Here is a 21,052-nt window from a genome sequence, read left to right on the forward strand (position 1 = left end):
CCGGCGGTAACCGGAGGAGGTTCCGTCTTCGATTATCCCAGCTTCGGCGAAAGTGCACCCATCGGAGTCAGCCAGGTCGCGATTTTGGCCAGCCCGGTGCCCAGCCGCTGGATCGCGCTCACCTTGACCGGCCGCTCGTGCGGGAACGATCGGACGACCTGTCCGAGCTGGTCGGGCGGCAGGTCGCCGATCAGCGTGTAGACGATGCCCCCGGAAGACCAGACGACGTACGACGGCATGCCGTAGCGCACGTAGACCCCCGGGCTGTCGGTGGCTCCGAAGCCCTCCACGGCGGCCGGGTCCAGTGCGCCGCGCTGCTCGAACAGCGAGACGTTGAACAGGCCGTCCGAGTACGAGAACTGCAGGGAGCCGTTGGTGGTGTCCTGGTGGACGTCATAGAGCTTGAGCGCGGCAGGCAGCTCCGGCGCGCAGACCCAGCCCTCGGAGCGCAGGTGGCCGACCTTGCCCATGCCGACCGCCTCGACGCCGCTGGGCACCGTCGGCGGCAGGTGGCCGAGGAACTCGGAGCTCTCGATCTCCAGCTCGGTGAAGACGGTGGCTCGCACCATCGTCTTGCCGTCCGCACTGAACAGCTGACGCTGCAGGAGCAGCCCGGAGGCCTTGTCGATCCAGAACTTGGCCGCCAGCGTCTGGTCACTCCGCAGCGCCTCGACGAGCACGGCGCTGCGACCGATCAAGTCGGTGCAGCACTTGTCGACCAGCTGGTACGTCGCCTGCAGCAACGCCAGCGGTCCGCCGTCGACCGCCGCGTCCGTGGTGGTGGCGCGCTGCACGAACGCCTTGGCGCCCGGAGCGGACGAGCCGAGCACACTGATCTCGGAGCCCTGCGACGCGGCGTGCACGACGTCCAGCATCGCGGAGCTCGAGCCCTGCGGTCCCCAGGACGTGATGATCTGCGTGCCGTGGTACGAGACGTGGTTCGGTGCTGCGGCCGCGCGCTGCAGCCAGCTGACCGCCGTCGGCGAGTCCGCCTTGGTCAGCGCCGGCACGGCGGCCGCGGAGGTGGGCAGGCCGAAGCCGATCAGGGCGGTGCTGACCAGCACAGCGAGCCGGGACAGGCTCACCGGTCAGCGTCCTGTCAGGGCCACCGGCCGCAGCGTCGGATTCAGCCCGGCGTACCCCGCGCCGTTGTAGGAGTTCAGCAGCGCGACCGGGTCCGCGAACGGCGCACCGCTGCTGGTGCTCGCGTGGTCGGACGAGAAGCTCGCAACCGGGGGCTGCAGCGTCGGGGGCTGCTCCGAGCGGGCCGGGTCGCCGACGACGAACGCCGTACCGAGCAGGGAGGCGACCGCGGCGGCCGAGCCGGCCGCACCGAGGACGCCGGCGCGGCGGCGGGACCGGGTGCCGCGGGCGGTTCCGGGCCGGGTGCCGCCGGTGCTGCGCCCGGCCGGGAACGCGGACCGCTGCGGGAACAGGCTGACCGGCGTAAGCACCGGGCGAACCTCTTCGCGCGGCTCGGTCGAGAACGACGAGACACCCATCAGGCGCTGCATCAGGTCGGTGGACGGATCCGGCGACTCCAGCGCGGCCATCCGTGCCTTGACCCGGCGCTGAGCGTCCACCTCGGCACGACAGGTGTCGCAGCCGACCAGGTGGCTCAGGACCTTGTCACGGGAGTCGTGGTCGAGCTGGCCGTCGACCACGGCGCTCAGCTTGTCCAGCGGGTGCGTCATGCGAGGTCACCCCCGTCGCCGAACAGGCCGCCGTCGACGGGCGGGCCGCCGACCCGGGTCTGGCCGGAGCGTGGGGCGCGGTGCTCGAGGTGTTTGCGCAGCATCGACCGGCCGCGGTGGATGCGGCTGCGGACGGTGCCGAGCTTCACGTCCAGGACGTCCGCGATCTCGTCGTACGTCATGCCCTCGATGTCGCACAGCACGACGGCGGCGCGGAAGTCCTCGGGCAGCGCGTCGAGCGCGTCCTGGACGTCGTGGTCGAACAGGTCGGAGTCCAGCTTCTCGGCCGGGCCCTCGCCCTTGGCCGGCAGCCGGTCGTGGGCGTCCTCGGGCAGGCCGTCGAACCGGATCCGCTGCTTGCGGCGGGCGCCGTCCAGGAACAGGTTCGTGGTGATGCGGTAGAGCCAGCCCTCGAACGTGCCCGGCGTGTACGACGACAGCGAGCGGAAGACCCGGACGAACACTTCCTGGGTCAGGTCCTCGGCGTCGTGCTTGTTACCGGTCAGCCGGTACGCCAGGCGGTAGACGCGCGCCGAGTGGGTGCGGACGATCTCGTCCCACGACGGCAGCGCATCCGGTACCTCCGGCACCTGCTGGGGTGCGGGGACCGACCGCCCAGACGGCATGGTCGACGTGTCGAACGGCTTCACCGCGACGCCTCCCTGGGTCCTCTCGGCAATGAGCGTGAAGGCCATGGTGCCGCGGTCACCGTCCTCTGCGCACGTCGGGAGAACCCGGGTTCGACCCTGAGTTCCGTGGGTTCGCTGTACGTCGGCTCAACGCGGCGCCCCGGCCGGAAGTTCCCGGCCGGTGCCCTCACTACCCAAGACGCTTGAGAGGTCATTTCGGTTGAACTATGTCTCCTCGATCACAGCGATCGGGTCGCCGTCGCGGACGACCTCGCCCTCGGCGACCTTCAGCTCGGAGATCGTGCCGGCCACCTCGGCCAGCACCGGGATCTCCATCTTCATCGACTCCAGGATGACCAGTGTGTCGTCCGGGCCCACCGTGTCCCCGGCCTTGGCGGTGACCTTCAGCACGTTGGCCACCAGTTCGGCCAGCACGGTGTGACTCAACTCGCACTCCTCGCGGTCCCGGAATCCCTGGCCCGATCCTAGGCGGACCGGGCCAGGGCGCCGGTCACGGGGCGGCAGCCGGGTCCAGCCGGACGGCGTTGAACAGCGCCGGGTTCTTGGTCTCGGCGACGCCCTTGCCCCAGGTGAGCCAGCCGCGCCGCCCGGTGCCGTCGTTCTCGTTGAGGACCACGGTGGCCGACAGCAGCCGGTCCTCGGCGGCGAACCCGAGCGTGCTCCACGGCACGGCGATCTCGTACGTCGTGGTGTGCGCGGCCTCGTCCCGCACGACCTTGGCCTGGACCCCGGGCGGCGTACCGGTCCGGGAGGTCGGCGTCCAGCGCCAGGTGTCCACCGGACCGGCGTCCGTGAGCGCCACACCGATCTCCTGGGTGCTTGTGGCCTCGCCGGGCGCACCGGCTGTCATACCGAGCTGGATCCCGTCTCCGCCCCAGATGTTGCCGGCGCGGTTCGGCTGGGAGAACACGTCGTCGGTGACCTTGGCGGACAGGTACAGGTTCTGGTCGTCGTGCGTGAGCCACAACGACCCGGACAGGTCGCTCGGCCCGCCCCATCCCGTCACCGGCGGCGTGCCCGTGCCTTCCAGCGCGATGGCGGGCTGCCTGGCCACCGCTGGGTCGATGGCCCCGTCCAGCGTGACCGTATGGCGTTTCGCGACCGTCGGCGCACCGACCGGTACGAGCTTGCCGGAGGCCTTGATGTCGGCCAGACCGGTGCGCCTGAGGTTCGCAGACCAGGTCGACGCGTCGGGGAGCGAGACGTCGGCCTGCACAGTGGCGTGAGCGGCCACCGTGGTGTCGGCCAGCAGCGTTCCGGACGCCGTACCGGACACCCAGTCCAGCCCAGCGATCGGCAGGTCGTGTGACGAAGCGTTGGTGACACGGAAGCGGAGCAGGCCCTGCCCGCTGCCGTTGAGCACGTGTGAGCCCGTGACGGACAGTGGCGGAGTGGCCGTGCCCGTGGCAGAGATGACCGCGACCGCACGGCCGTCGACCGTCACCGTGGCCGAGTACGTCCGCGGCCCCGTGGACTCCTGTGCCGGGTAGGTCACCGGTGCAGTGGCCGTGGCGCCCGGCGCGACCGAGCCGCTGGTTTCGGTACCGCCCGCGGAGACCGTGAACGCGTGGGTGACCGAGTCCGGGTTGGTGAACGTCAGCGTGCCGCTGGCCGGGTCACCTGCGATCTCCGGGCCGACCGACATCGCGAAGCGGCCGGACGGCAGCATCGGTCCGGTGATCGCACCCTTCAGGTAGACCGGGTCCGGTCCGGCGGTCACCCACACGTGTCCACCCGCATCCGCTGTCAGTGTCGTCTCGACGCCGTACAGATTGGTCACCTGGACGGTCGAGCCAGCAGGTGCCGTGGCAGCGACGACTCCTGGCGTGGTGGCCCAGACGGCGTGGACGCTCTGTCCGCCGCCCGCGTTGAACGCCACGTCGTACCCGTTGGAGCCGAAACGGGTCTGGCCGATCAACGGGAGCTCGTCGATCTGACGGGCGAGGACGGCGGTCGCGACGTACGACGGCTTGGGTACCAGCGCACCACGCGCGTCGAGCCGGTTGCGCACCAGGCCGAACCGGTGCTCGACGTTGGACGGGTCGGTGCCCGAGTCCATGAAGTTGTAGGAGCTGTAGCGCGCCACACCGTTGCCGTACGCAAGCAGGTTGCCGCGCACCAGGTCACGCGCCTGGGCGGGCTCGGAGACCGCACTGGGGTTGGTGCCGGTCGCCCAGCCCTGTTCGCTGATGTAGATCGGCTTGGTCGAGCCGTGCGCCGCCATGATGGAGCGGATCGTGTTGACGTAGGTGACCGAGGCTTCCGGGTCGAGCGGCTGCACGTACGGGTGGATGGTCACGGCGTCCACGTAGTCCAGCCCGCCGAGGTCCGCGAACTTGGTGAACCAGCCCTGCCAGTCGTTGATGACCGCCAGCGACGGACCGGTCAGCTTCACGTCCGGGTGCTTCGCCCGCACCGCCGCGCTCACCATCTTCAGCACTGCGACGTAGTTCTCCGGGCTGGCCTTGGCAGCGCCGTTCGGGTCCCGCAGGTTCCACTCGTTCCACAGCTCGTACGTCGTGTGCTCGGTCCCCCACTGGTCGACGGCCGCGACGGCGTACCGGGTGAAGGCTTCGCGCTGCTCGTCCGTGGCGGGTGCCTCGTCCGGGTAGTACAGCGTGTTCCCGTAGTCGAGGATGTTCAGGAAGTCGATGTTGTTGGCGTCCAGCGCCGCCTTGTAGTCCTTGTACCGCTGCGGGAACTGGATGACTCCCTTGGTGGTCTCCGCGGCCGACCAGAAAGCCTCGTCGCGGTCGGTGGAGATCCCGCCGTTGGCCATCAGCGGTACGGCGTCCAGCCCTGGATTGGCCGCGCCTCCGAACGCCAGCGCGCCGGCGACACCGATCCGGGTATCGGTGGAGGTCGAGAAGTCGTGCGGCGTCAGTACGGCGAAGTCCGTGCCGCCGAGCGTCGTCGTACCGTCGGCCCCGACCGCTGTCAGGTCGGTCTGGTACCAGCCGGGCGTACTGATCGGCAGGGTGAGCTGTCCGTTGAGCGTGGCGGCCGGCGCGGAGCCCTTGGCCACTTCGGTGCCACCCGCGTCGCGGACCGTCCAGCTGACGGTGGTGGCGTCGGTACTGAAGCCCAGCTGCACCTGCTGCCCGATGGTGAACGTGTTGCCCACCGTGGTCGGCGTGATCGTCAGAGTCGGCGCGGCCGTCGTGGCCGCGCGGGCGGGTGACTGCAGTACGGCGGCGAGGAGCAGGCCGGCCGTGAGAAGACTGACTGCGCCGGAGCGGCGACGGGTCATGGAGTTTTCTCCTCCCAAGGGAGCGAAAGCGGTTTCGCAAATCACACCCTGATACTCCGGCCAGCCGGTGTCAACGGCTCGGAGCTGACTACGATGAGCACATGGCCGATCAGGTGATCACGCTGTCCGACGTCGCCGCCGCGGCCGGGGTGTCGCTGTCGACGGCCTCCAAGGCGCTGAACGGCACCGACCGGATCTCGGAAGCCACCCGGGAGCACGTCCGCACGACCGCGGACCGGCTCGGCTTCCGGCACAACGCCCTGGCCCGCTCGTTCGCCCGCGGCCGCAGCCAGACGATCGGCGTGCTCACCCATCGCGCCTCGAACCCGTTCACCCGCGTGGTGCTGGCCACCGCCGCGACCGAGCTCGGCGCCAAGGAGCAGGCCATCCTGCTGTACGACGCGCGGATCGGCGACCGCGACGTCACCGAGTCGATCCTGCAGCTGCGGGCCCGCCGGATCGACGGCGTGATCGTGATCGGCACCGGCACGTCGTTCCCGAGCCCGTCGCTGACCAGCCGCTTCGACGTCCCGGTGATCTACGCGTTCACCTTCACCGAGGACCCGGACGACGTCACGATCACCGCCGACGACGAGGAGATCGGCCGGCTCGCCGTCCGGCACCTGTTGTCGAAGGGCCGCCGGCGGATCGCCCACATCACCGCGGAGCCGCACGACAACGCCGCCCAGCGCCGCGCGGCCGGCGCCGAGGAGGTCCTGGCGGAGGCCGGACTGCAGTGGGCGAGCCCGGTGCGCTTCGGGCGCTGGCGCGAGGACTGGGGCGAGGAGGCCGTCGCCGAGCTGCTGGCCGAGGCGCCGGACGTGGACGCGATCTTCTGCGGCAGCGACGCGATCGGCCGCGGGGCCGAGCGTGCCGTCCGGGCGTCCGGCCGGGACGTGCCGGGCGACGTCGCGCTGATCGGCGTCGACAACTGGGAGCAGCTGATGCACGACCAGCGGGTCTCCCGGCACCTCACCACGATCGACGTCGGCCTCGAGGAGATCGGCCGGCAGGTGGCGGCCCATCTCCTCGACCCGGATCCGCAGCCCGGCGTCCGCTACGTCACCCCTCAGGTCGTGACCGCGAAGACCACCTGATCCTCGTCGTGGATCGAGTACTGCGGCACGAACCCGAGCAGCTCCCGGGCTCGCGTGGTGTCGACCAGGCCCGCACGCCCCCGCACCGGCCGTCGCAGCGGCACGTTCGGGGCGTACTCGCGCAGCAGCTCGCCGGTCGGCCGGTCGATGAGGATGTCGTCCGCCGCCAGGCCGACCACATGGGCACCGGCCGCCGATGACTCCAGCGCGGCGACGACCGCCCGGATGCCGTCCCGCAGGTCCAGGTACGCCCAGCCCTCCCGGGCCATTCCGGACGGATCGCGCTCGACCATCGTGCGAAACCTGAACAGCTCCTCGCGGCTCTTCACGAGCGGGAAGCGCAACGCGATCACGTTGGTCCCCCAGCGTCGCCACGCCATCCGGGCGCTCTGCTCGTCGACGCTCTTGGACAGCGAGTACGCGTCGGCGATGTCGGCCTCCACCTCCTCGTCGAGCGGGTAGTACGCCGGCTCCACGTCGTTCACGTTCATCGGTACGCCGAACGCGTTGATGCTGCTCGCGATCACCACCCGGCCGACACCGGCCTGCCCCGCCTGCGCCAGGACGTTGAAGGTCGCGGCGACGTTGTTCTCGAACACCTCCTCCGGCGTACCCAGGCTGGGATGCGGGATCGCGGCCAGATGCAGTACGGCGTCCACACCGTCGAGCGCCGCGGCCACATCACTCGCCGACCGCGCGTCGCCGACCAATGCGCGGTCCGCCGTGCTGCTGTGGTCGTAGCGCAGCGACAGGCCGGTGACGTCGTACCCGGCCGCGTGCAGGCCGTCCACCGCGGCACGGCCGATCGAGCCGTCCGCCCCGGTGACGAGAACGCGTTTCACGCCTTGATCCCCCCAGACAGGCCCACGCCACGCAGAAATGCTCGCTGGAAGACCAGGAACAGCAGGACGGGGATCAGCAGCGCCAGGAACAGGCCTGCCAACTGGATGTTGAGCTCCGTCACCTTGGCGATCTTCGGCAACGCCACCGAGACCGGCTGCAGATCCGGATTGGTCAGCACCAGCAGGGGCCACAGGTAGTCCTTCCAGGAAGAGATGATGCTGAGCAGCACGACCACACCGAGGATCGGCCGGGACAGCGGGAGCACCAGCGAGGTGAACACGCGCACCGAACCGGCGCCGTCGATCCGGGCGGCTTCGAAGTACTCCCGGGGGATGCCGTCGAAGAACCGCTTCACGATCAGGACGTTGAACGCACTGGCCGCGGGCGGCAGCCAGACCGCCCAGAACGTGTTGGTCAGGTTGGTGTGCACCACAGGTACTTTCAGCACGGTCAGGTACAGCGGTACAAGCGAGACGATGTGGGGTACGAAGAGCGTGGCCAGGATCGCCGCCGAGAGCAGTGCGCCCCAGCGCGGCCGCAGCACGCTCAGCACGTAGCCGGCCGTCGTACAGACGATCAGCGACGCCAGCGCCGTACCCGCCGCGATCATGGCGGTGTTGCCGAGGTAGTACCCGATGTGGCCCTGTTGCCAGGCGGTGGCGAGATTCCCCCACTGCACCTGACCGGACGGGAACCACGCGAGCGGCGACCGGATGCTGTCCTGCGTCGGCGAGATCGCTGCCTTCAGCAACCACAGCAGCGGTCCGAGTCCTGCCACCAGTAGTCCGAGCAGGACGACCACCTGGCCGATGACGAACGGCACACGGATCCGAGTCAGCTTGCGGTCCGAGTCCGACAGCACACTCATGCAGTACTCCAGCCACGCGTGGCCAGCTGGAAGACCGCCGACAGGACGGCGAGAGCCAGCGCCAGCAGGACGCTCAGCGCAGTCGCTGCACCGTAGTCACCGTTGACGAAGGCGTAGTTGTAGATGAGCAGCAGAATCGTCATCGTCGACCCCTGTGGTCCACCACCGGTGAAGAGCAGTGGCTCGGTGAACAGTTGCATCGTTCCGATCACCTGCAGGAGCAGCATCAGCAACAGGACGCTGCGCAGGTGCGGCAGCATGACGTGCCACACCCGGCGTACCACTCCGGCACCGTCCAGCTCGGCCGCCTCGTACAGGTCCGTGCGCACAGAGGTCAGTGCTGCCAGGTAGATGATCACCGCGTTACCGGCACCGGCCCAAGTCGCTTCCAGCACGATCGACGGCATCGCCGAGCCCGGGCTGTCCAGCCAGAGGAACGGTCCGAGTCCGACAGCGCCGAGGATCGAGTTGAACATCCCGTTGGGCGACGGGTCGTAGAAGAACCGCCAGAGCAGGATGGCGACCACCGGCGGCGTGATCACCGGCAGGTAGGCCAGCGTCGTGTAGAGCCAGGACCGGCCGCGCAGCTCGGACAGGAACATCGCCAGCAGCACCGGGACCGGGAAGCCGAACAGCAACGCCAGCAGGGTGAACCAGAGCGTGTTGAGGGACGCCTGCCCGACCGCGGGGTCGGTCAGCACGTACCGGAAGTTCTCCAGCCCGACCCACTTCACCGGGTCGACGAGATTGGTCTGCTGGACGCTCATCACCAGGCCCTTGACGATCGGGCCCCAGGAGAACACCAGGAAGACCAGGAGCACCGGCAGCGCGAACAGCACTGCCGGCACCCCGTTGCGCAGGCGGCGAAGCAACTCAGCGCCCGAGCTTGGCGTTCACCGTGCCGGCCGCCTTGGTCAGCAGGGCCGGGATGTCGGCCTTCGCGTTCCCCAGCACGGTCTGCACGACCGGATCGAGCGCGGCGTACACCTCCTGAGCCTTCACCGGCGGCTCAGGGATGATCTTCTGATCGGCCGCCACCTTCGTGTACGGCGCGAAGTTCTCCAGCGGCACGTTGACGTACGGCTTGATCCAGGACTGGTACGTCGACCACTGGTCCGCGTTGACCACCGGAAGACCCGGAGTGCCGACCGGCAGCTTCGCCGCCACGCCGTTCTTGGCGCTCGTCACGGCCGCGTCCTGGTTCACGTACTTGTTCAGGTACGCGAACTTGATCCACTTGATCGCCGCCGCCTTCTCTGCGTCCGTCGCGTTCGGGCTGACGATCTGTACGCTGCCGCCGCTGAGCGTGCCGTGGTCGCCGCCCTGCTGCGGCATCGGGCCGATGCCGAACGCCGACGCCTTCAGGCCGTTCGTCTGGACCAGCGTGCGGTAGGCGTCCGGCGCCGACATGAACATGCCGATCTTGCCGGCCGCGAACGCCTTGGAGATGCCGTCGATGTCGTAGAGCACGGCCTGGCCCATCGACTTGTCCGTCCACTTCATGTCGTGCAGCAACTGCAGCGCGGCCTTCGACGGCGCGTCGTCGAACGCCGCCTTGCTGCCGTCCTCGTTCTCGATCGAGCCGCCGAACGCGTACGTCTGGGTGGTGAACATCCAGCCGCCGGTGTTGTTCGTGGTCATCTGCGCGTAGCCGGCCTGCCCGGTCTTCTGTGCGATCCGCTTGGCGTCCGCCCGCAGCTCGTCCCAGGTGGCCGGCGGCTTGTTCGGGTCCAGCCCGGCCTTCGTGAACAGCTCGCGGTTGTAGACCAGACCGACCGAGTAGGCGGCCGTCGGCACGGCGTACACGTTGCCGGACTGGTCCTGGCCGATCTTGAGCACGTTCGGGTTCAGCTCGTCCAGCAGGCCGTCGTCCTTGAGCACCTTGGTCAGGTCGGCGACCTGCTTGCGGGCGATCAGGCCCTGCGGCTCGGTGAACGGCACGTTGAGCACGTCCGGCAGCTGCCCGCCGGCCGCCTGCGCCTGGAACGTGGTCGCGTCCCAGATGGTCTCCACCGGGTTCAGCTTGATGTCCGGGTTGGCCTGCTGGAAGTCGGCGACCTTCTTGTCGAAGGACGCCCGGTTGGCGGGATCGGAACTGCTCGGGCGGTCACCGACCGTGAGCGTCACCTGCCCCGGGGAACTGGAACCGCCGCCGGACGACGGCGCGCTGGAGCAGGCCACGAGCAGGAACGGCACGGAAAGCCCTGCAGCACAACGGATGGCAAACCTGTTCATCGGAACTCCTCTGCGGGGATGGCGATCGGCAAGCCGACCGTTCCGCAGAGTAGCGCAAGCGCTTTCGCAAACACCAGACCTCAGGCGAAACTGGTTTCGCTCAGCTTGGAAGTCAGCTCTGGCGGGCCCGGTACGACGCCACGCGCGTGCGGCTCGAGCACCGCGGCGTGCAGAACCGGCGCGGCCGCTTCTCCGCAGCGTTGGCGAAGACCTGCTCACAGTCGGCCGCCGCGCAGACCGCGAGCGCCTTGAAACCGTGCCCGGCGACGAAGCTCGCCAGCCCGAGAGCGGTCGTCGCGGCCAGCCACTCCGCCCACGTGGCCCCGGGTTTGGCCACATGCAGGTGCCACGGCGATCCGTCGTGATCGGACAGATACGGGCGTACGGCGTACTCCTCCAGCAACTCGTTGAGCACCCGGGCCGCCGTCGCGGGATCGGCGTGGAACACCGGCCGGATCCGCTCCCGGACAGCCCGGACCGCCACCAGATCCGCGTCGTCGAGCGTGATCGGGCCGGACTCGCCGTGCTCGAGGAGGAACTCGCGCACCGCGGCCGGCGACGTCAGGCGCTCCGGCGAGAGCGTGCGGGTGTTCACCAGGTCGACCGCGAGCCGCACCAAGCGGTCGGGGGCCGGAATGTCCACGGCTTCTCCTCGTCGTAACGTATTTGCTAACGTAACGCGTAACACTGATCTTCACGTAACAGGAGGGACCGCGGCGTGTTCAGCTACTACCTGGCCGCGACCCTCGCCCGGCTCGCCGACGAGATGGTCGCCTTCACGCTCGTCCTCCTCGTGCTGGACCGCACCGGCAGTCCCGCACTCGCCGGCCTCACCGGCGCGGCGTACGCCCTCCCGGCGATTGTCACCGGCCCGCTGCTCGGCGCCTGGCTGGACCGGACGCCGCACCGCCGGAGCGCACTCGCAGCCAACCAGGCAACGCTGGCCGCCGTCATGATCGCGCTGTTGCTGGTCGTCGGGAACAGCCCGCACTGGATCGCGCCGGCCCTCGCAGCGGTCGCCGGCGCCACGCTGCCGATGGTGAGCGGCGGATTCACGAGCATGCTGCCCAGCCTGTTCCGTCCGGATCGCCTGGCCCGCGCCAATTCGTTCGAGTCGGTGAGCTTCAGCGCTGCCGCGATCGCCGGACCGGCCACCGCGGCCACGATCACCGCCGCGGTCTCGGTCGACGCGGCCGTCGTGGTGATCGTCGTCGCCGCCGGACTCAGCATCGTCGCGATCGGCCGGCTGCCCGCCCTGCCACCGAGCGGGGCCGGCGGCGAGCCGTTCCTGGTGTCTGTCGTCGGAGGTCTCCGCCACCTCGCACACACCCCGCGCCTGCGTGCCTCGACGATCACGACGACCCTGCTCATGGGCTTCACCGGCATGCTGCTGATCGCACTGCCCCTGCGCATGGTGGAGCTCGGCCGGCCGGAGTCCGCGGCCGGCTACCTGTGGACAGCGGTCGAGCTCGGCAGCGTCACCACAGCCCTCCTCCTCGGCCGGCTGCAGTCGCGCTGGCCACCGGAGTACGTCGTGGTGCTGTCCGTCAGCGCTTACGGCCTGGCTCTCATCACGTGGCCGCTCGCGCCGTCGCTCGCCGTACTGCTCGTGCTCGCGCTTCTTGCCGGGCTCCTCGAAGGTCCCACGTTGCCCGCGATGTTCGCCGCGCGGCAGCGGTACAGCCCGGAGTCCCTGCAGGGCCGGGTCAGCACCACGGCGGCCAGCCTGCGCGTCGGCGCCTCTGCGCTGGGCCAGGCCACCGCCGGCCTGCTCGTACCGAGCCTCGGTGCCAGGGCAACCCTGCTGGTCGTAGGCGGCGGGCTCCTGGTCGCCGCAGGCATCGGTCGTCTGTCCGCCCTCAACGCGAAGGTTCCTGCGCATGCTTGACGCCTGGGTCCATGGCTGGACCATCTCCCGCAACACCCCGGCGCCAGTGCGGCTGCCAAGTGGCTACCGCGTCGACGTCGGCCTCCCTGGCCACGCGGTCCGCTACGTGTTGCACGCGTACGACGCTGGGTTGGTCGACGGGCTGCGCAGTCCTGACACCTGGCTCAAGATCCGCGGCGAGGTCGCCCTGCATGCTCGCTGGGAGGTGCAGCCGCGGGAGTACCTCATGACAACCCGGCTGAGCGCCGCGCCGGCCGTGGCCCCGCCGTCGTACGAGCTGACGCACACGCAGCGCGGCGCCATCCTCGATGTGACCATGACGGCTGCTGACGGCTCGGTCGCCGCGCGCGGAAAGGCGGCGCTCGCTGGAGACGCCGCCGTGTTCGACCAGATCGAGACGTCACCGGAGCATCGCCGGCGTGGACTTGGCCGCAGCGTCATGACCGCCTTGGCGAGCGCTGCGCAGTACGCCGGCGCGACGGCCGGCGTACTGGTGGCAACGGAGGACGGACGGGCGCTCTACAGCGCCTTGGGATGGACGCTCGACGCACCCATGACCGCTGCGGTCAGCCGAGGATGACCGAGCGGGACAGGCTGCGCGGCTGGTCCGGGTTGAGGCCGAGGGCCAGGGACTTGGCGACCGCGACGCGCTGAGCGACGACGAGGGACGCCATCGGGTCCAGGTCGCGGTGGTGCACGACCGTCGCGCCGGTGGCAGCGACGTCGTCCAGCAAACCAGCCGGCGCCTCGCCGAAGATCCAGACACCGCGGCCGGGCTGGGCGATGGCGATCGGACCGTGCCGGTAGTCCATCGCCGGGTAGGCCTCGGTCCACGCCGACGCGGCCTCACGCTGCTTGAGCGCCGCCTCGTGCGCCAAGCCGACGGTCCAGCGCGTGCCGACGTACGTGACCTGCTCGAGCTTGGCCAGGTCGTCGACATCGACGGTCAGTGCGGTCTGAGCGTCCGCAGCGGCCTTCGACAGGTCCTCACCGAGCGACGCGCGCAGCAGCGCCAGCGTCGTGGTCGCGAACCGGGTCTGTACGACGGACTGCTCGTCGGCGAAGTCCAGCAGGATGGTCCGGTCGGCCAGGTCGAAGATCGGCGAGCCCGGGGTCGCGGTGATCGCCACGGTCGGCAGGTCGGTGGCCCGGATCAGGTCGAGCACCTCGGTCGTCGTCCCGGAGCGGCTGATCACCACGATCGCGTCGTACGACCGGCCGGCCGGGAACTCCGAGCCGGCGAACGCGTCGGTCTCCCCCTGGCCGAGGTCCTCGCGGAGCGCGGCGTAGGCCATCGCCATGAACCAGGACGTGCCGCACCCGACGGCCGCGACGCGCTGGCCGGCCTTCGGAAGCGCACCGCCGTACTGCGCGAAACCGTCCGAGACCTGTCGCCAGAGGTCTGGTTGACTGGCGATCTCAGTGCTCACAAAAGGCGTCTGGGTCATGTCGTCTCCGCACTTGTCATGGTCGAAACTGCTCGAACGTGATCGAATGGTGCCAACCAGCCGCCATCCGGCTGACCGATTGTGTGAAGGAGGAGCCCCGGGTGAAGCGTTATGAACGCCTCAACACCTTGCTCGAGTCGCTCGCCGAGAAGGGCGCCATCGACGTCGACGAGCTCGCCGAGCAGTTGCACGTGTCCGCGGCCACGATCAGGCGTGACCTGGACCATCTCGGCAAGCAGCAGCTCCTCACCCGGACCCGCGGCGGCGCGGTCGCCAACGCGGTGTCGTACGACCTGCCGCTGCGCTACAAGACTGCGCGTTTCGCGTCCGAGAAGCAGCGGATCGCGCAGGCCGCGGCCACGCTGGTCCGGCGCGGCATGGTGATCGGCATGAACGGCGGCACCACGATCTCCGAGGTGGCGCGGACGCTGGCCACCCGGCCGGAGCTGTCCGCGGAGCACGGCGAGCCGGCCTTCACGCTGGTCACGAACGCGCTGAACATCGCCAACGAGCTGATCGTCCGGCCGCACGTGAAGATGGTGCTGACCGGCGGCGTGGCGCGGCCGCAGTCCTACGAGATGATCGGTCCGCTGTCGCACCGGATCCTGTCGGACCTGTCGCTGGACATCGCCTTCATCGGCGTCGACGGGATCGACGAGACCGGCGCCACCGCCCACCACGAGGGCGAGGCGAACATCAACCAGCTGATCGTCAGCCGGGCCGCGAAGGTGGTCGTGGTCGCCGACTCCTCCAAGCTCGGGCAGCGCGCCTTCGCCCGGATCTGCGAGCTGAGCGAGATCGACACCCTCGTCACCGACGCCCAGGCCGACGAGACCCAGCTCGCCGTCTTCAAGGAAGCCGGTATCGACGTCATCCGCGCCTGATCTCACTCCACACCTCCCTCACCAGGTGAGTCGCGTCTCGTTGAGACGATCATATCTGATCAGGGCAAGGTTGTTATGAGCAAGACTGCGCAGCCTCCGCGCGTGCGTCACGGAAAGCGGACCTCCAACCGCTAGGCTTCGGTTCAGCATGGGTACCGCAGCCGCACATCACTTCGCTGACCACTGGGAGGACGCCATCGCCACCGGCATCGACCCGACGTCCTGGGCGTACGCCGAGGACTACACCGGTGAGGACGAGGTCGTCACCGGTGCGCGGGCGAGCGCCGCGGACAGCGGTGTCGCCCCGATCGGCCCGGGTGCGGCCGCCGCGCTGAGCCTGCTCGCCGCGGGCGTGGGCGCGAAGGCGGTCGTCGAGATCGGCACCGGGACCGGCGTCTCCGGGCTCGCGCTGCTGCGCGGGATGCGGCCCGACGGCACCCTCACCACGGTCGACATGGACGCGGAGAACCAGCGGCTGGCGCGCAAGACGTTCCTGGACGCGGGCGTCGCGTCGAACCGGTTCCGCCTGATCGCCGGCGCCGGGCTGGACGTCGTCACCCGGCTCACCGACGGTCACTACGACCTGGTCTTCTGCGACGCGGACCGGCGCGAGAACACGGCGTACCTGCACGAGGCGCTCCGGCTGCTCCGCCCCGGCGGCATCGTCGCCTTCGCCGGCATCCTCACCGGCGGCCGCGTCGCCGACCCCGCCCACCGCGACCCCGACACGATGGCCCTCCGAGACCTGATCCGCGCCGTCCGCGACGACGACAACCTGGTCTCCGCCCTCCTCCCCACCTCCGACGGCCTCCTCACCGCCGCCAAGCGCCTGAAGTAGCAGTAACTGACTGTTAAGCACGGCGCCACTTACAGCGACGGAATCCGCGAAGAAACCCACCAACAAAACCAACAAACATACTAAGATGAACTCCAATTATGATGTTTGTTGGTTTATTGGAGGGTTCGGTGCGCTCGTTCGCAGATCTCGATCGCTTGATCGGCCGAGTCCCGGCCGACATCGTCATGCGGCTCCGGTCGATCGACACCGGACGAGGCAGTGAGGCGCTGTACCGGCACCAGTTGCCGGCTCTGTTGACCGAGCTCGCCAATCGCGCGCGTATCCAGAGCATCACCGCGTCGTCGGCCATCGAAGGTGTCGTAGTACCCGATGCCGCGCGGGCCGAGCGCATCATCGAAGGCAAGGCCGGCGTCCTCCGGAACCGGAGCGAGCAGGAGCTGGCGGGCTATCGCAAAGCACTCGACTACCTGTTCCAGGAAGACTGGCATCCGCTCAACATCGGTCTCCTGCTGCACCTTCACCGCCTGCTCTGGTCCGAGACGGCATACCCAGGAGGACAGCTGAAGACGGACGACAACCTAGTCGTCGATCGTTCACCAGACGGCAGTACGACGGTCAGGTTCGTGCCTGTCCCAGCAGCACGGACCGCGGACTGTCTGACCGACCTCATCAGCCGGTACCGGGAAGCGCAAGCTGACGGCAGGCACCATCCGGTCCTCCTTGTCGGTCTGTTCGTCCTGGACCTGCTCGTCATCCATCCGTTTGCTGACGGGAACGGCCGAGTCGCCCGTGCGCTGACGAACGCTCTGCTGATCGACGGCGGCTACGAGGTCTGCCGGTGGGTCTCTCTCGAACAGCTCATCGCCGACTCTGCCGACGAGTACTACGCAGCCCTTCTGCGTTCGACCGATGACTGGCACGACGACAGGGCGGATCCCTGGCCGTGGTTGTCGTACTTCGTGGACGTCCTGGCGTCGACGTACCAGATCTTCGCCCGCCGGGCGGCCGCGGACCGGAGTGGAGGAACGAAGCAGGATCGGGTTCGAGCACACGTGCTGAAGCATGCGGCCCCGGTCTTCCGCTTGGCAGACGTCCGGACGGCCCTGCCAGGAATCAGCGATCAGACCATCCGGCTCGTCCTGGACGAGCTCAAGAACGAGCTGAAGGTCAGTCCCGAGGGAACGGGGCGCGGCGCAGTCTGGCGACGCATCCCCGATCAGGAATGACTGTCAGCTCGTCAGGCGGGTTAGTTCGGTGGTTACGTCGTGCCAGGGGTCGGACTGGGGGTCTATCAGTTCGTAGTGGCCGCAGTGGGGGACGCGGTGGAGGTGGGCTGTCGGGTGGGCGGCGAAGTAGGACTCGGTGACGGCGATGGGGACGACGGTGTCGTTCGCGCCGTGGATGAGGGTGACGGGGGCTATGGAGGCCGGGAGGTGGACCGGGTCCAGGTCGTTGCGGACGCCGCCGCCGATGAAGGCCTGGACGGCGCTGTCGCCGATCATGCGCTGGTCGGCCATCAACAGGTCAGCCACCGGGGCGAGGGCGAGGACAGCGCGTAGCCGGACCGGGTTGAGGGTGGAGGCGGCCCACAGCGCCAGCTGGCCGCCTGCGGAGTGGCCCATCAGCACGTAGCCCGCGTGAACGTCCACGAGGTCGGGTAGCGCCTCCAGCGCCGTACGGATGTCGGCGGTGGTGGTGTCCGGCTTGCCGGGCTCGCGGCGGTACTCGACGGAGAGGACCGGCCAGCCGAGGTCGGACAGTGCCGCGCCCAGTGAGCGGGCGTGCACCCGGTCGTACTCCGGCCGCCAGAAGCCGCCGTGCAGGAAGACGATCAGCGGCCGGTACTCCTTCGCGGGCCAGTAGTCGATCACCTGGTCCGCGTGGGCGCCGTATCGCAGTTCCTGGTCCGGTTCCGGCGCCTTGCGCGACAGTACCGATCGGTCCTCACTCATTCAGACCTCCCGAGATAACGCAGGGCGTTCGACGTCAGCAACTTGTGCTGCTGCTCCGCGGTCAGGAAGCCGGCCTTCCGTACCACCTCCCCGACCGGCCGCTCACCCAGTGGATAGGGATAGTCACTGCCGACCAGAACGCGGTCTTCCCCCAAGGTATCGACAAGGAGCCGCAAAGGCGCTGATTCGAACACGACCGTGTCGACCAGGATCCGGTCCAGGTACGCCGACGGTGGATGCTCGGAGCAACCACGGACGATGTCGCCGCGCCGGTGCCAGGCGTTCTCGAGCCGCCCCAGCCAGAACGCGAAACTCCCGCCGCCGTGGGCGAAACAGATCCGCAGCGACGGCGGCAACCGGTCGAACGCGCCGCCGAGGATCATCGCCAGCAACGACAGATGGGTCTCGGCGGGCATCCCGGTCAGCCAGCGCGCCATCCAGCGATCCAGCCGCGGGCCGCCCGGCATGTCCCACGGGTGCACCAGCACCGGCGTACCGGTCGCGGCGCAATGGTTGAGGAAGGCAACGATCCCGGCGTCGTCCAGGTCCTTGTCGCCGACGTGGTTGCCGATCTCCACCCCCACATGGCCGGCCGCGCGGCACCGGTCCAGCTCGGCGCACGCCAGGTCCGGATCCTGCAGCGGCACCTGGCAGAACGGCACGAACCGGTCGTCGCCGGCCAGCGTCTGCAGAGTGAGGTCGTTGAAGATCTCGGCCAGCTTCACGGCCTGCGCCGCGGGACGCTCGTACCCGAAGAACACCGGGGTCGGCGACACCACCTGCAGATCGATGCCGTCGGCATCCATATCGGCGCGCCGGACGGCCGGATCCCAGGCCTGCGGGCCGATCGGGCGGAACTCCGTCGAGCCGACCATGATCATCGCGGCCCGCTCGGAGTCGATCCGCAGCCACGGCCACCCGTCCCCACCGCACGCCGCCGCGAGGTCCGGCCAGCCGTGCGGTACCAGGTGGGTGTGGACGTCGACGGTCATTTACCCGGGTGCACCGTGCCGCAGTTCGGGCAGGTGCGGGCTTCCTCGCTGTCGTAGAACGCTTTGAAGACCGGCGGCAGGTCGGCGACGATATCACTGACCTGGAGCTCGACCTCGTGGACGATCCCGTTGCAGCTCGCGCAGTACCAGCGGAACTTCTCCAGCACGCCGGGCTCCCGGACGCGCTCGATCACCAGGCCGATCGAGTTCGGGCCGCGCTGCGGCGAGTGCGGCATGTTCCGTGGCAGCACCCACATCTCGCCGGCGTTCACCGCGACGGTCGCCGGGCCGTCGTCGGTCATCACGTTGACCTTGAGCTCGCCGGAGATCTGGTAGAAGAACTCCTCGTACGGGTCGACGTGGAAGTCGGTGCGCTGGTTCGGGCCGCCGACCACCATCGTGATGAAGTCGTCCCCGGTCGGGAACATCTGCTTGTTGCCGACCGGCGGCTTCAGCAGGTGCTTGTTCTCCTCGATCCACTGCGGGAAGTTCGTCGACTCCAGGTTGACCATCACTCACTCCTCCTCGTGCGGGATCGCCGCTACGGCCTGGATTTCGATCAGCAGCTGGGGATGCGGCAGCTGATGCACTGCGACGGTCGTCCGGGCCGGCCCGGACTCGTCGAAGAATTCGGCGTACACCTCGTTGTACCCCCCGAAGTCGTTCATCGACACCAGGTACGTCGTGACGCTGACGAGATCCTCGAGTCCCGCGCCCACCGCCGCCAGGATGTCCCGGATGTTCTCCAGCACCGCCCGGGTCTGCACCCGGATGTCCAGCGACACCGTGCCCATCGAGTCCACCGAGGCCCCGGCGATCGAGTTGTCCGGCCGCCGGCTCGACGTCCCCGAGACGAAGGCGAAGCCGCCGCTGACCTTCACATGCGGGAACCGGCCGCGCGGCGTGGCCTTCCCGGGCACGACGGTCATGACAGCTCCACGCAGACGTTCGTCGTTTCGGTGTAGAAGTCCACCGAATGCCGCCCACCCTCGCGGCCGACGCCGGACAGCTTCACTCCGCCGAAGGGCGTGCGCAGGTCGCGGAGGAACCAGGTGTTCACCCAGCACAGACCGACGTCGAGAGCGGCGCCGGCACGGTGGGCCCGGCCGACGTCGCGGGTCCAGACGGTCGCGGCGAGCCCGTAGTCGCTGTCGTTGGCGAGGGCGAAGGCTTCCTCTTCGGTGTCGAACGGCGCGACATGACAGATCGGGCCGAAGATCTCTTCGCGATTCGTCCGAGCGTCTTCGGGCAGACCGGTGACCACGGTCGGCTGGATGTAGCAGCCGCCGTCGCGGGCATCCCCGAAGGTGGGTACGCCGCCGCCGGTCAACACCTCGGCGCCTTCGGCCCGAGCGAGGTCGTAGTACGACAGGACCTTGTCGCGGTGTTGTTTCGAGATCAGCGGCATGTTCGTGGTGGCCTCGTCGGCGGGCCAGCCGTACGTGAGCTCGGCGGCGCGCGCGGCCAGGCGCGTACAGAACTCGTCGAACACCGGTCGCTGCACATAGAGGCGTTCGGTGCAGAGGCAGACCTGGCCACCGTTGGTGAAGGTCGAGCGGACCGAGCCTTCGACGGCGTCGTCGAGCGAGGCGTCGGCGAAGACCAGGCCGGCGTTCTTGCCGCCGAGCTCGAACGAGACCGCCTTGACTCGGTCCGCCGCGACCTTCGCGATCGCCGTACCGGTGGCGGACTCGCCGGTGAACGTGATCGCGTCCACGCCCGGGTGCCGGGTCAGGTACTCCCCCGCCGACGACGGGCCGAAGCCGTGCACCAGGTTGAAGACACCGTCCGGTACGCCGGCCTCCGCCATCACCTCCGCGAGCACGGTCGCCGACGCGGGCGTCTCCTCGGACGGCTTCACCACGACGGCGTTGCCGCAGGCGAGAGCCGGGGCGACCTTCCAGGTGAGCAGCAGCAGCGGCAGGTTCCACGGGACGACGATGGCGACCACACCGACCGGTTTGCGGACGGCGTAGTTCAGCGCCCGTCGCCCGTCGGGCAGCGTCGTCGCGTACGACTCGGTCGGCAGCGTCGTCGCGAAGTCGGCGAACGCGCGGAAGTTCGCCGCGCCGCGCGGGATGTCCAGCGTGCGCGCCTGGCTGATCGACTTCCCGGTGTCGCCGACCTCGGCCGCCACCAGGTCCTCGAAGCGCCGCTCGAGCCCGTCCGCGACCCGGCGTAGGACGACGGCGCGCTCCTGCTCGCTCATCCGCCCCCACGGGCCTTTCAGCGCAGCACGAGCCGCCCCCACAGCCGCATCGACAGTCGCCTCATCGGCCTCACAGACATCAAATATCTGCTCCCCCGTCACCGGCGAAACCTTCGCGAACCGCGAGGCACTCTCCACGAACGATCCGCCGACAAAGTGTCGCAACAATCCAACCGTCGCGGGCTGCCCAGTCAACAACTCAGGCGACCACAAGCTCATCCGATCCCACCTCCCCGGGCGGTG

At 69.2% G+C, this 21,052-nt stretch carries 22 protein-coding genes; 6 read left to right on the forward strand and 16 right to left on the reverse strand.

Features of this window, described 5'->3' with window-relative positions:
• Positions 1–32: 32 nt before the first annotated feature.
• The 5 genes from ACWEOO_RS31360 to ACWEOO_RS31380 all read right to left on the reverse strand — a co-directional run bounded on the left by ACWEOO_RS31360 (position 33) and on the right by ACWEOO_RS31380 (position 5,594).
• Positions 33–1,085, reverse strand: a complete 1,053-nt coding sequence (locus tag ACWEOO_RS31360; protein ID WP_452146101.1) for a sigma-E factor regulatory protein RseB domain-containing protein — start codon at positions 1,083–1,085, stop codon at positions 33–35.
• A gap of 3 nt (positions 1,086–1,088) precedes the next feature.
• Positions 1,089–1,694 carry an anti-sigma factor family protein gene (locus ACWEOO_RS31365; protein WP_452146102.1) on the reverse strand — a complete coding sequence of 202 codons (606 nt, stop codon included), beginning with the start codon at positions 1,692–1,694 and terminating at the stop codon, positions 1,089–1,091.
• A complete protein-coding gene (gene sigE / locus ACWEOO_RS31370; RefSeq protein WP_452146153.1) occupies positions 1,691–2,320 on the reverse strand; it encodes an RNA polymerase sigma factor SigE in 630 nt (209 codons plus the stop codon). The genes ACWEOO_RS31365 and sigE overlap by 4 nt, the downstream gene beginning before the upstream one ends.
• A gap of 228 nt (positions 2,321–2,548) precedes the next feature.
• Positions 2,549–2,770, reverse strand: a complete 222-nt coding sequence (locus ACWEOO_RS31375; protein WP_359926001.1) for a biotin/lipoyl-binding carrier protein — start codon at positions 2,768–2,770, stop codon at positions 2,549–2,551.
• 64 nt (positions 2,771–2,834) lie between these two features.
• Positions 2,835–5,594 carry a sugar-binding protein gene (locus ACWEOO_RS31380; protein ID WP_452146103.1) on the reverse strand — a complete coding sequence of 920 codons (2,760 nt, stop codon included), beginning with the start codon at positions 5,592–5,594 and terminating at the stop codon, positions 2,835–2,837.
• A gap of 101 nt (positions 5,595–5,695) precedes the next feature.
• On the opposite strand from ACWEOO_RS31380, the gene ACWEOO_RS31385 reads away from it, so the two are divergent.
• Positions 5,696–6,691: a LacI family DNA-binding transcriptional regulator gene (locus ACWEOO_RS31385; RefSeq protein ID WP_363717271.1), complete on the forward strand. Its 996-nt coding sequence runs from the start codon at positions 5,696–5,698 to the stop codon at positions 6,689–6,691.
• Here ACWEOO_RS31385 and ACWEOO_RS31390 read toward each other — a convergent pair.
• From ACWEOO_RS31390 to ACWEOO_RS31410, 5 genes are all read right to left on the reverse strand, one after another.
• Positions 6,664–7,533 carry an NAD-dependent epimerase/dehydratase family protein gene (locus ACWEOO_RS31390; RefSeq protein ID WP_452146104.1) on the reverse strand — a complete coding sequence of 290 codons (870 nt, stop codon included), beginning with the start codon at positions 7,531–7,533 and terminating at the stop codon, positions 6,664–6,666. The genes ACWEOO_RS31385 and ACWEOO_RS31390 overlap by 28 nt on opposite strands.
• Positions 7,530–8,402 carry a carbohydrate ABC transporter permease gene (locus ACWEOO_RS31395; RefSeq protein WP_355700295.1) on the reverse strand — a complete coding sequence of 291 codons (873 nt, stop codon included), beginning with the start codon at positions 8,400–8,402 and terminating at the stop codon, positions 7,530–7,532. The genes ACWEOO_RS31390 and ACWEOO_RS31395 overlap by 4 nt, the downstream gene beginning before the upstream one ends.
• The gene (locus tag ACWEOO_RS31400) at positions 8,399–9,241 is read right to left on the reverse strand and encodes a carbohydrate ABC transporter permease (protein WP_452146105.1); all 843 of its coding nucleotides are present in this window, start codon (positions 9,239–9,241) and stop codon (positions 8,399–8,401) included. The genes ACWEOO_RS31395 and ACWEOO_RS31400 overlap by 4 nt, the downstream gene beginning before the upstream one ends.
• 34 nt (positions 9,242–9,275) lie before the next feature.
• The gene (locus ACWEOO_RS31405) at positions 9,276–10,637 is read right to left on the reverse strand and encodes an extracellular solute-binding protein (RefSeq protein WP_452146106.1); all 1,362 of its coding nucleotides are present in this window, start codon (positions 10,635–10,637) and stop codon (positions 9,276–9,278) included.
• 112 nt (positions 10,638–10,749) lie between these two features.
• Positions 10,750–11,280 (reverse strand): CGNR zinc finger domain-containing protein, encoded by a 531-nt coding sequence (locus ACWEOO_RS31410; protein WP_452146107.1) that lies wholly within the window; start codon positions 11,278–11,280, stop codon positions 10,750–10,752.
• A 75-nt stretch (positions 11,281–11,355) separates the two neighbouring features.
• Here ACWEOO_RS31410 and ACWEOO_RS31415 point away from each other — a divergent pair, with 75 nt between their 5' ends.
• Both ACWEOO_RS31415 and ACWEOO_RS31420 read left to right on the forward strand, forming a co-directional pair.
• Positions 11,356–12,525, forward strand: a complete 1,170-nt coding sequence (locus tag ACWEOO_RS31415) for an MFS transporter (protein WP_452146108.1) — start codon at positions 11,356–11,358, stop codon at positions 12,523–12,525.
• Entirely contained in the window at positions 12,518–13,105 is a 588-nt protein-coding gene (locus tag ACWEOO_RS31420) for a GNAT family N-acetyltransferase (protein WP_452146109.1), read from the forward strand. Before ACWEOO_RS31415 ends, ACWEOO_RS31420 begins: the two co-directional genes overlap by 8 nt.
• Here ACWEOO_RS31420 and ACWEOO_RS31425 read toward each other — a convergent pair.
• Positions 13,092–13,955 (reverse strand): SIS domain-containing protein, encoded by an 864-nt coding sequence (locus ACWEOO_RS31425; RefSeq protein WP_452146110.1) that lies wholly within the window; start codon positions 13,953–13,955, stop codon positions 13,092–13,094. The two genes, ACWEOO_RS31420 and ACWEOO_RS31425, sit on opposite strands and share 14 nt — an antisense overlap.
• A 119-nt stretch (positions 13,956–14,074) precedes the next feature.
• Between ACWEOO_RS31425 and ACWEOO_RS31430 the strand changes: the two genes are divergently transcribed.
• From ACWEOO_RS31430 to ACWEOO_RS31440, 3 genes are all read left to right on the forward strand, one after another.
• On the forward strand, positions 14,075–14,857 hold the full coding sequence (locus ACWEOO_RS31430; protein ID WP_355700302.1) for a DeoR/GlpR family DNA-binding transcription regulator: 783 nt from the start codon (positions 14,075–14,077) through the stop codon (positions 14,855–14,857).
• Positions 14,858–15,005: 148 nt separating this feature from the next.
• Positions 15,006–15,695, forward strand: a complete 690-nt coding sequence (locus ACWEOO_RS31435) for an O-methyltransferase (protein WP_452146111.1) — start codon at positions 15,006–15,008, stop codon at positions 15,693–15,695.
• 128 nt (positions 15,696–15,823) lie between these two features.
• Complete coding sequence (locus ACWEOO_RS31440; RefSeq protein ID WP_452146112.1) at positions 15,824–16,882, forward strand: Fic family protein; 1,059 nt, start codon at positions 15,824–15,826, stop codon at positions 16,880–16,882.
• A 3-nt stretch (positions 16,883–16,885) separates the two neighbouring features.
• Here the strand turns inward: ACWEOO_RS31440 and ACWEOO_RS31445 are convergent, their stop codons facing one another.
• From ACWEOO_RS31445 to ACWEOO_RS31465, 5 genes are read right to left on the reverse strand one after another with little or no spacing between them, the layout of a single operon-like run.
• On the reverse strand, positions 16,886–17,608 hold the full coding sequence (locus ACWEOO_RS31445; RefSeq protein WP_452146113.1) for an alpha/beta hydrolase family protein: 723 nt from the start codon (positions 17,606–17,608) through the stop codon (positions 16,886–16,888).
• Positions 17,605–18,600, reverse strand: a complete 996-nt coding sequence (locus ACWEOO_RS31450) for an amidohydrolase family protein (RefSeq protein ID WP_452146114.1) — start codon at positions 18,598–18,600, stop codon at positions 17,605–17,607. Before ACWEOO_RS31450 ends, ACWEOO_RS31445 begins: the two co-directional genes overlap by 4 nt.
• Positions 18,597–19,112: a 3-hydroxyanthranilate 3,4-dioxygenase gene (locus tag ACWEOO_RS31455; protein WP_452146115.1), complete on the reverse strand. Its 516-nt coding sequence runs from the start codon at positions 19,110–19,112 to the stop codon at positions 18,597–18,599. Before ACWEOO_RS31455 ends, ACWEOO_RS31450 begins: the two co-directional genes overlap by 4 nt.
• Before the next feature lie 3 nt (positions 19,113–19,115).
• Complete coding sequence (locus tag ACWEOO_RS31460) at positions 19,116–19,529, reverse strand: RidA family protein (protein WP_452146116.1); 414 nt, start codon at positions 19,527–19,529, stop codon at positions 19,116–19,118.
• A complete protein-coding gene (locus ACWEOO_RS31465) occupies positions 19,526–21,028 on the reverse strand; it encodes a 2-hydroxymuconic semialdehyde dehydrogenase (RefSeq protein ID WP_452146117.1) in 1,503 nt (500 codons plus the stop codon). Before ACWEOO_RS31465 ends, ACWEOO_RS31460 begins: the two co-directional genes overlap by 4 nt.
• Positions 21,029–21,052: the final 24 nt, after the last annotated feature.

This window comes from Kribbella sp. NPDC004138, from assembly GCF_053603655.1.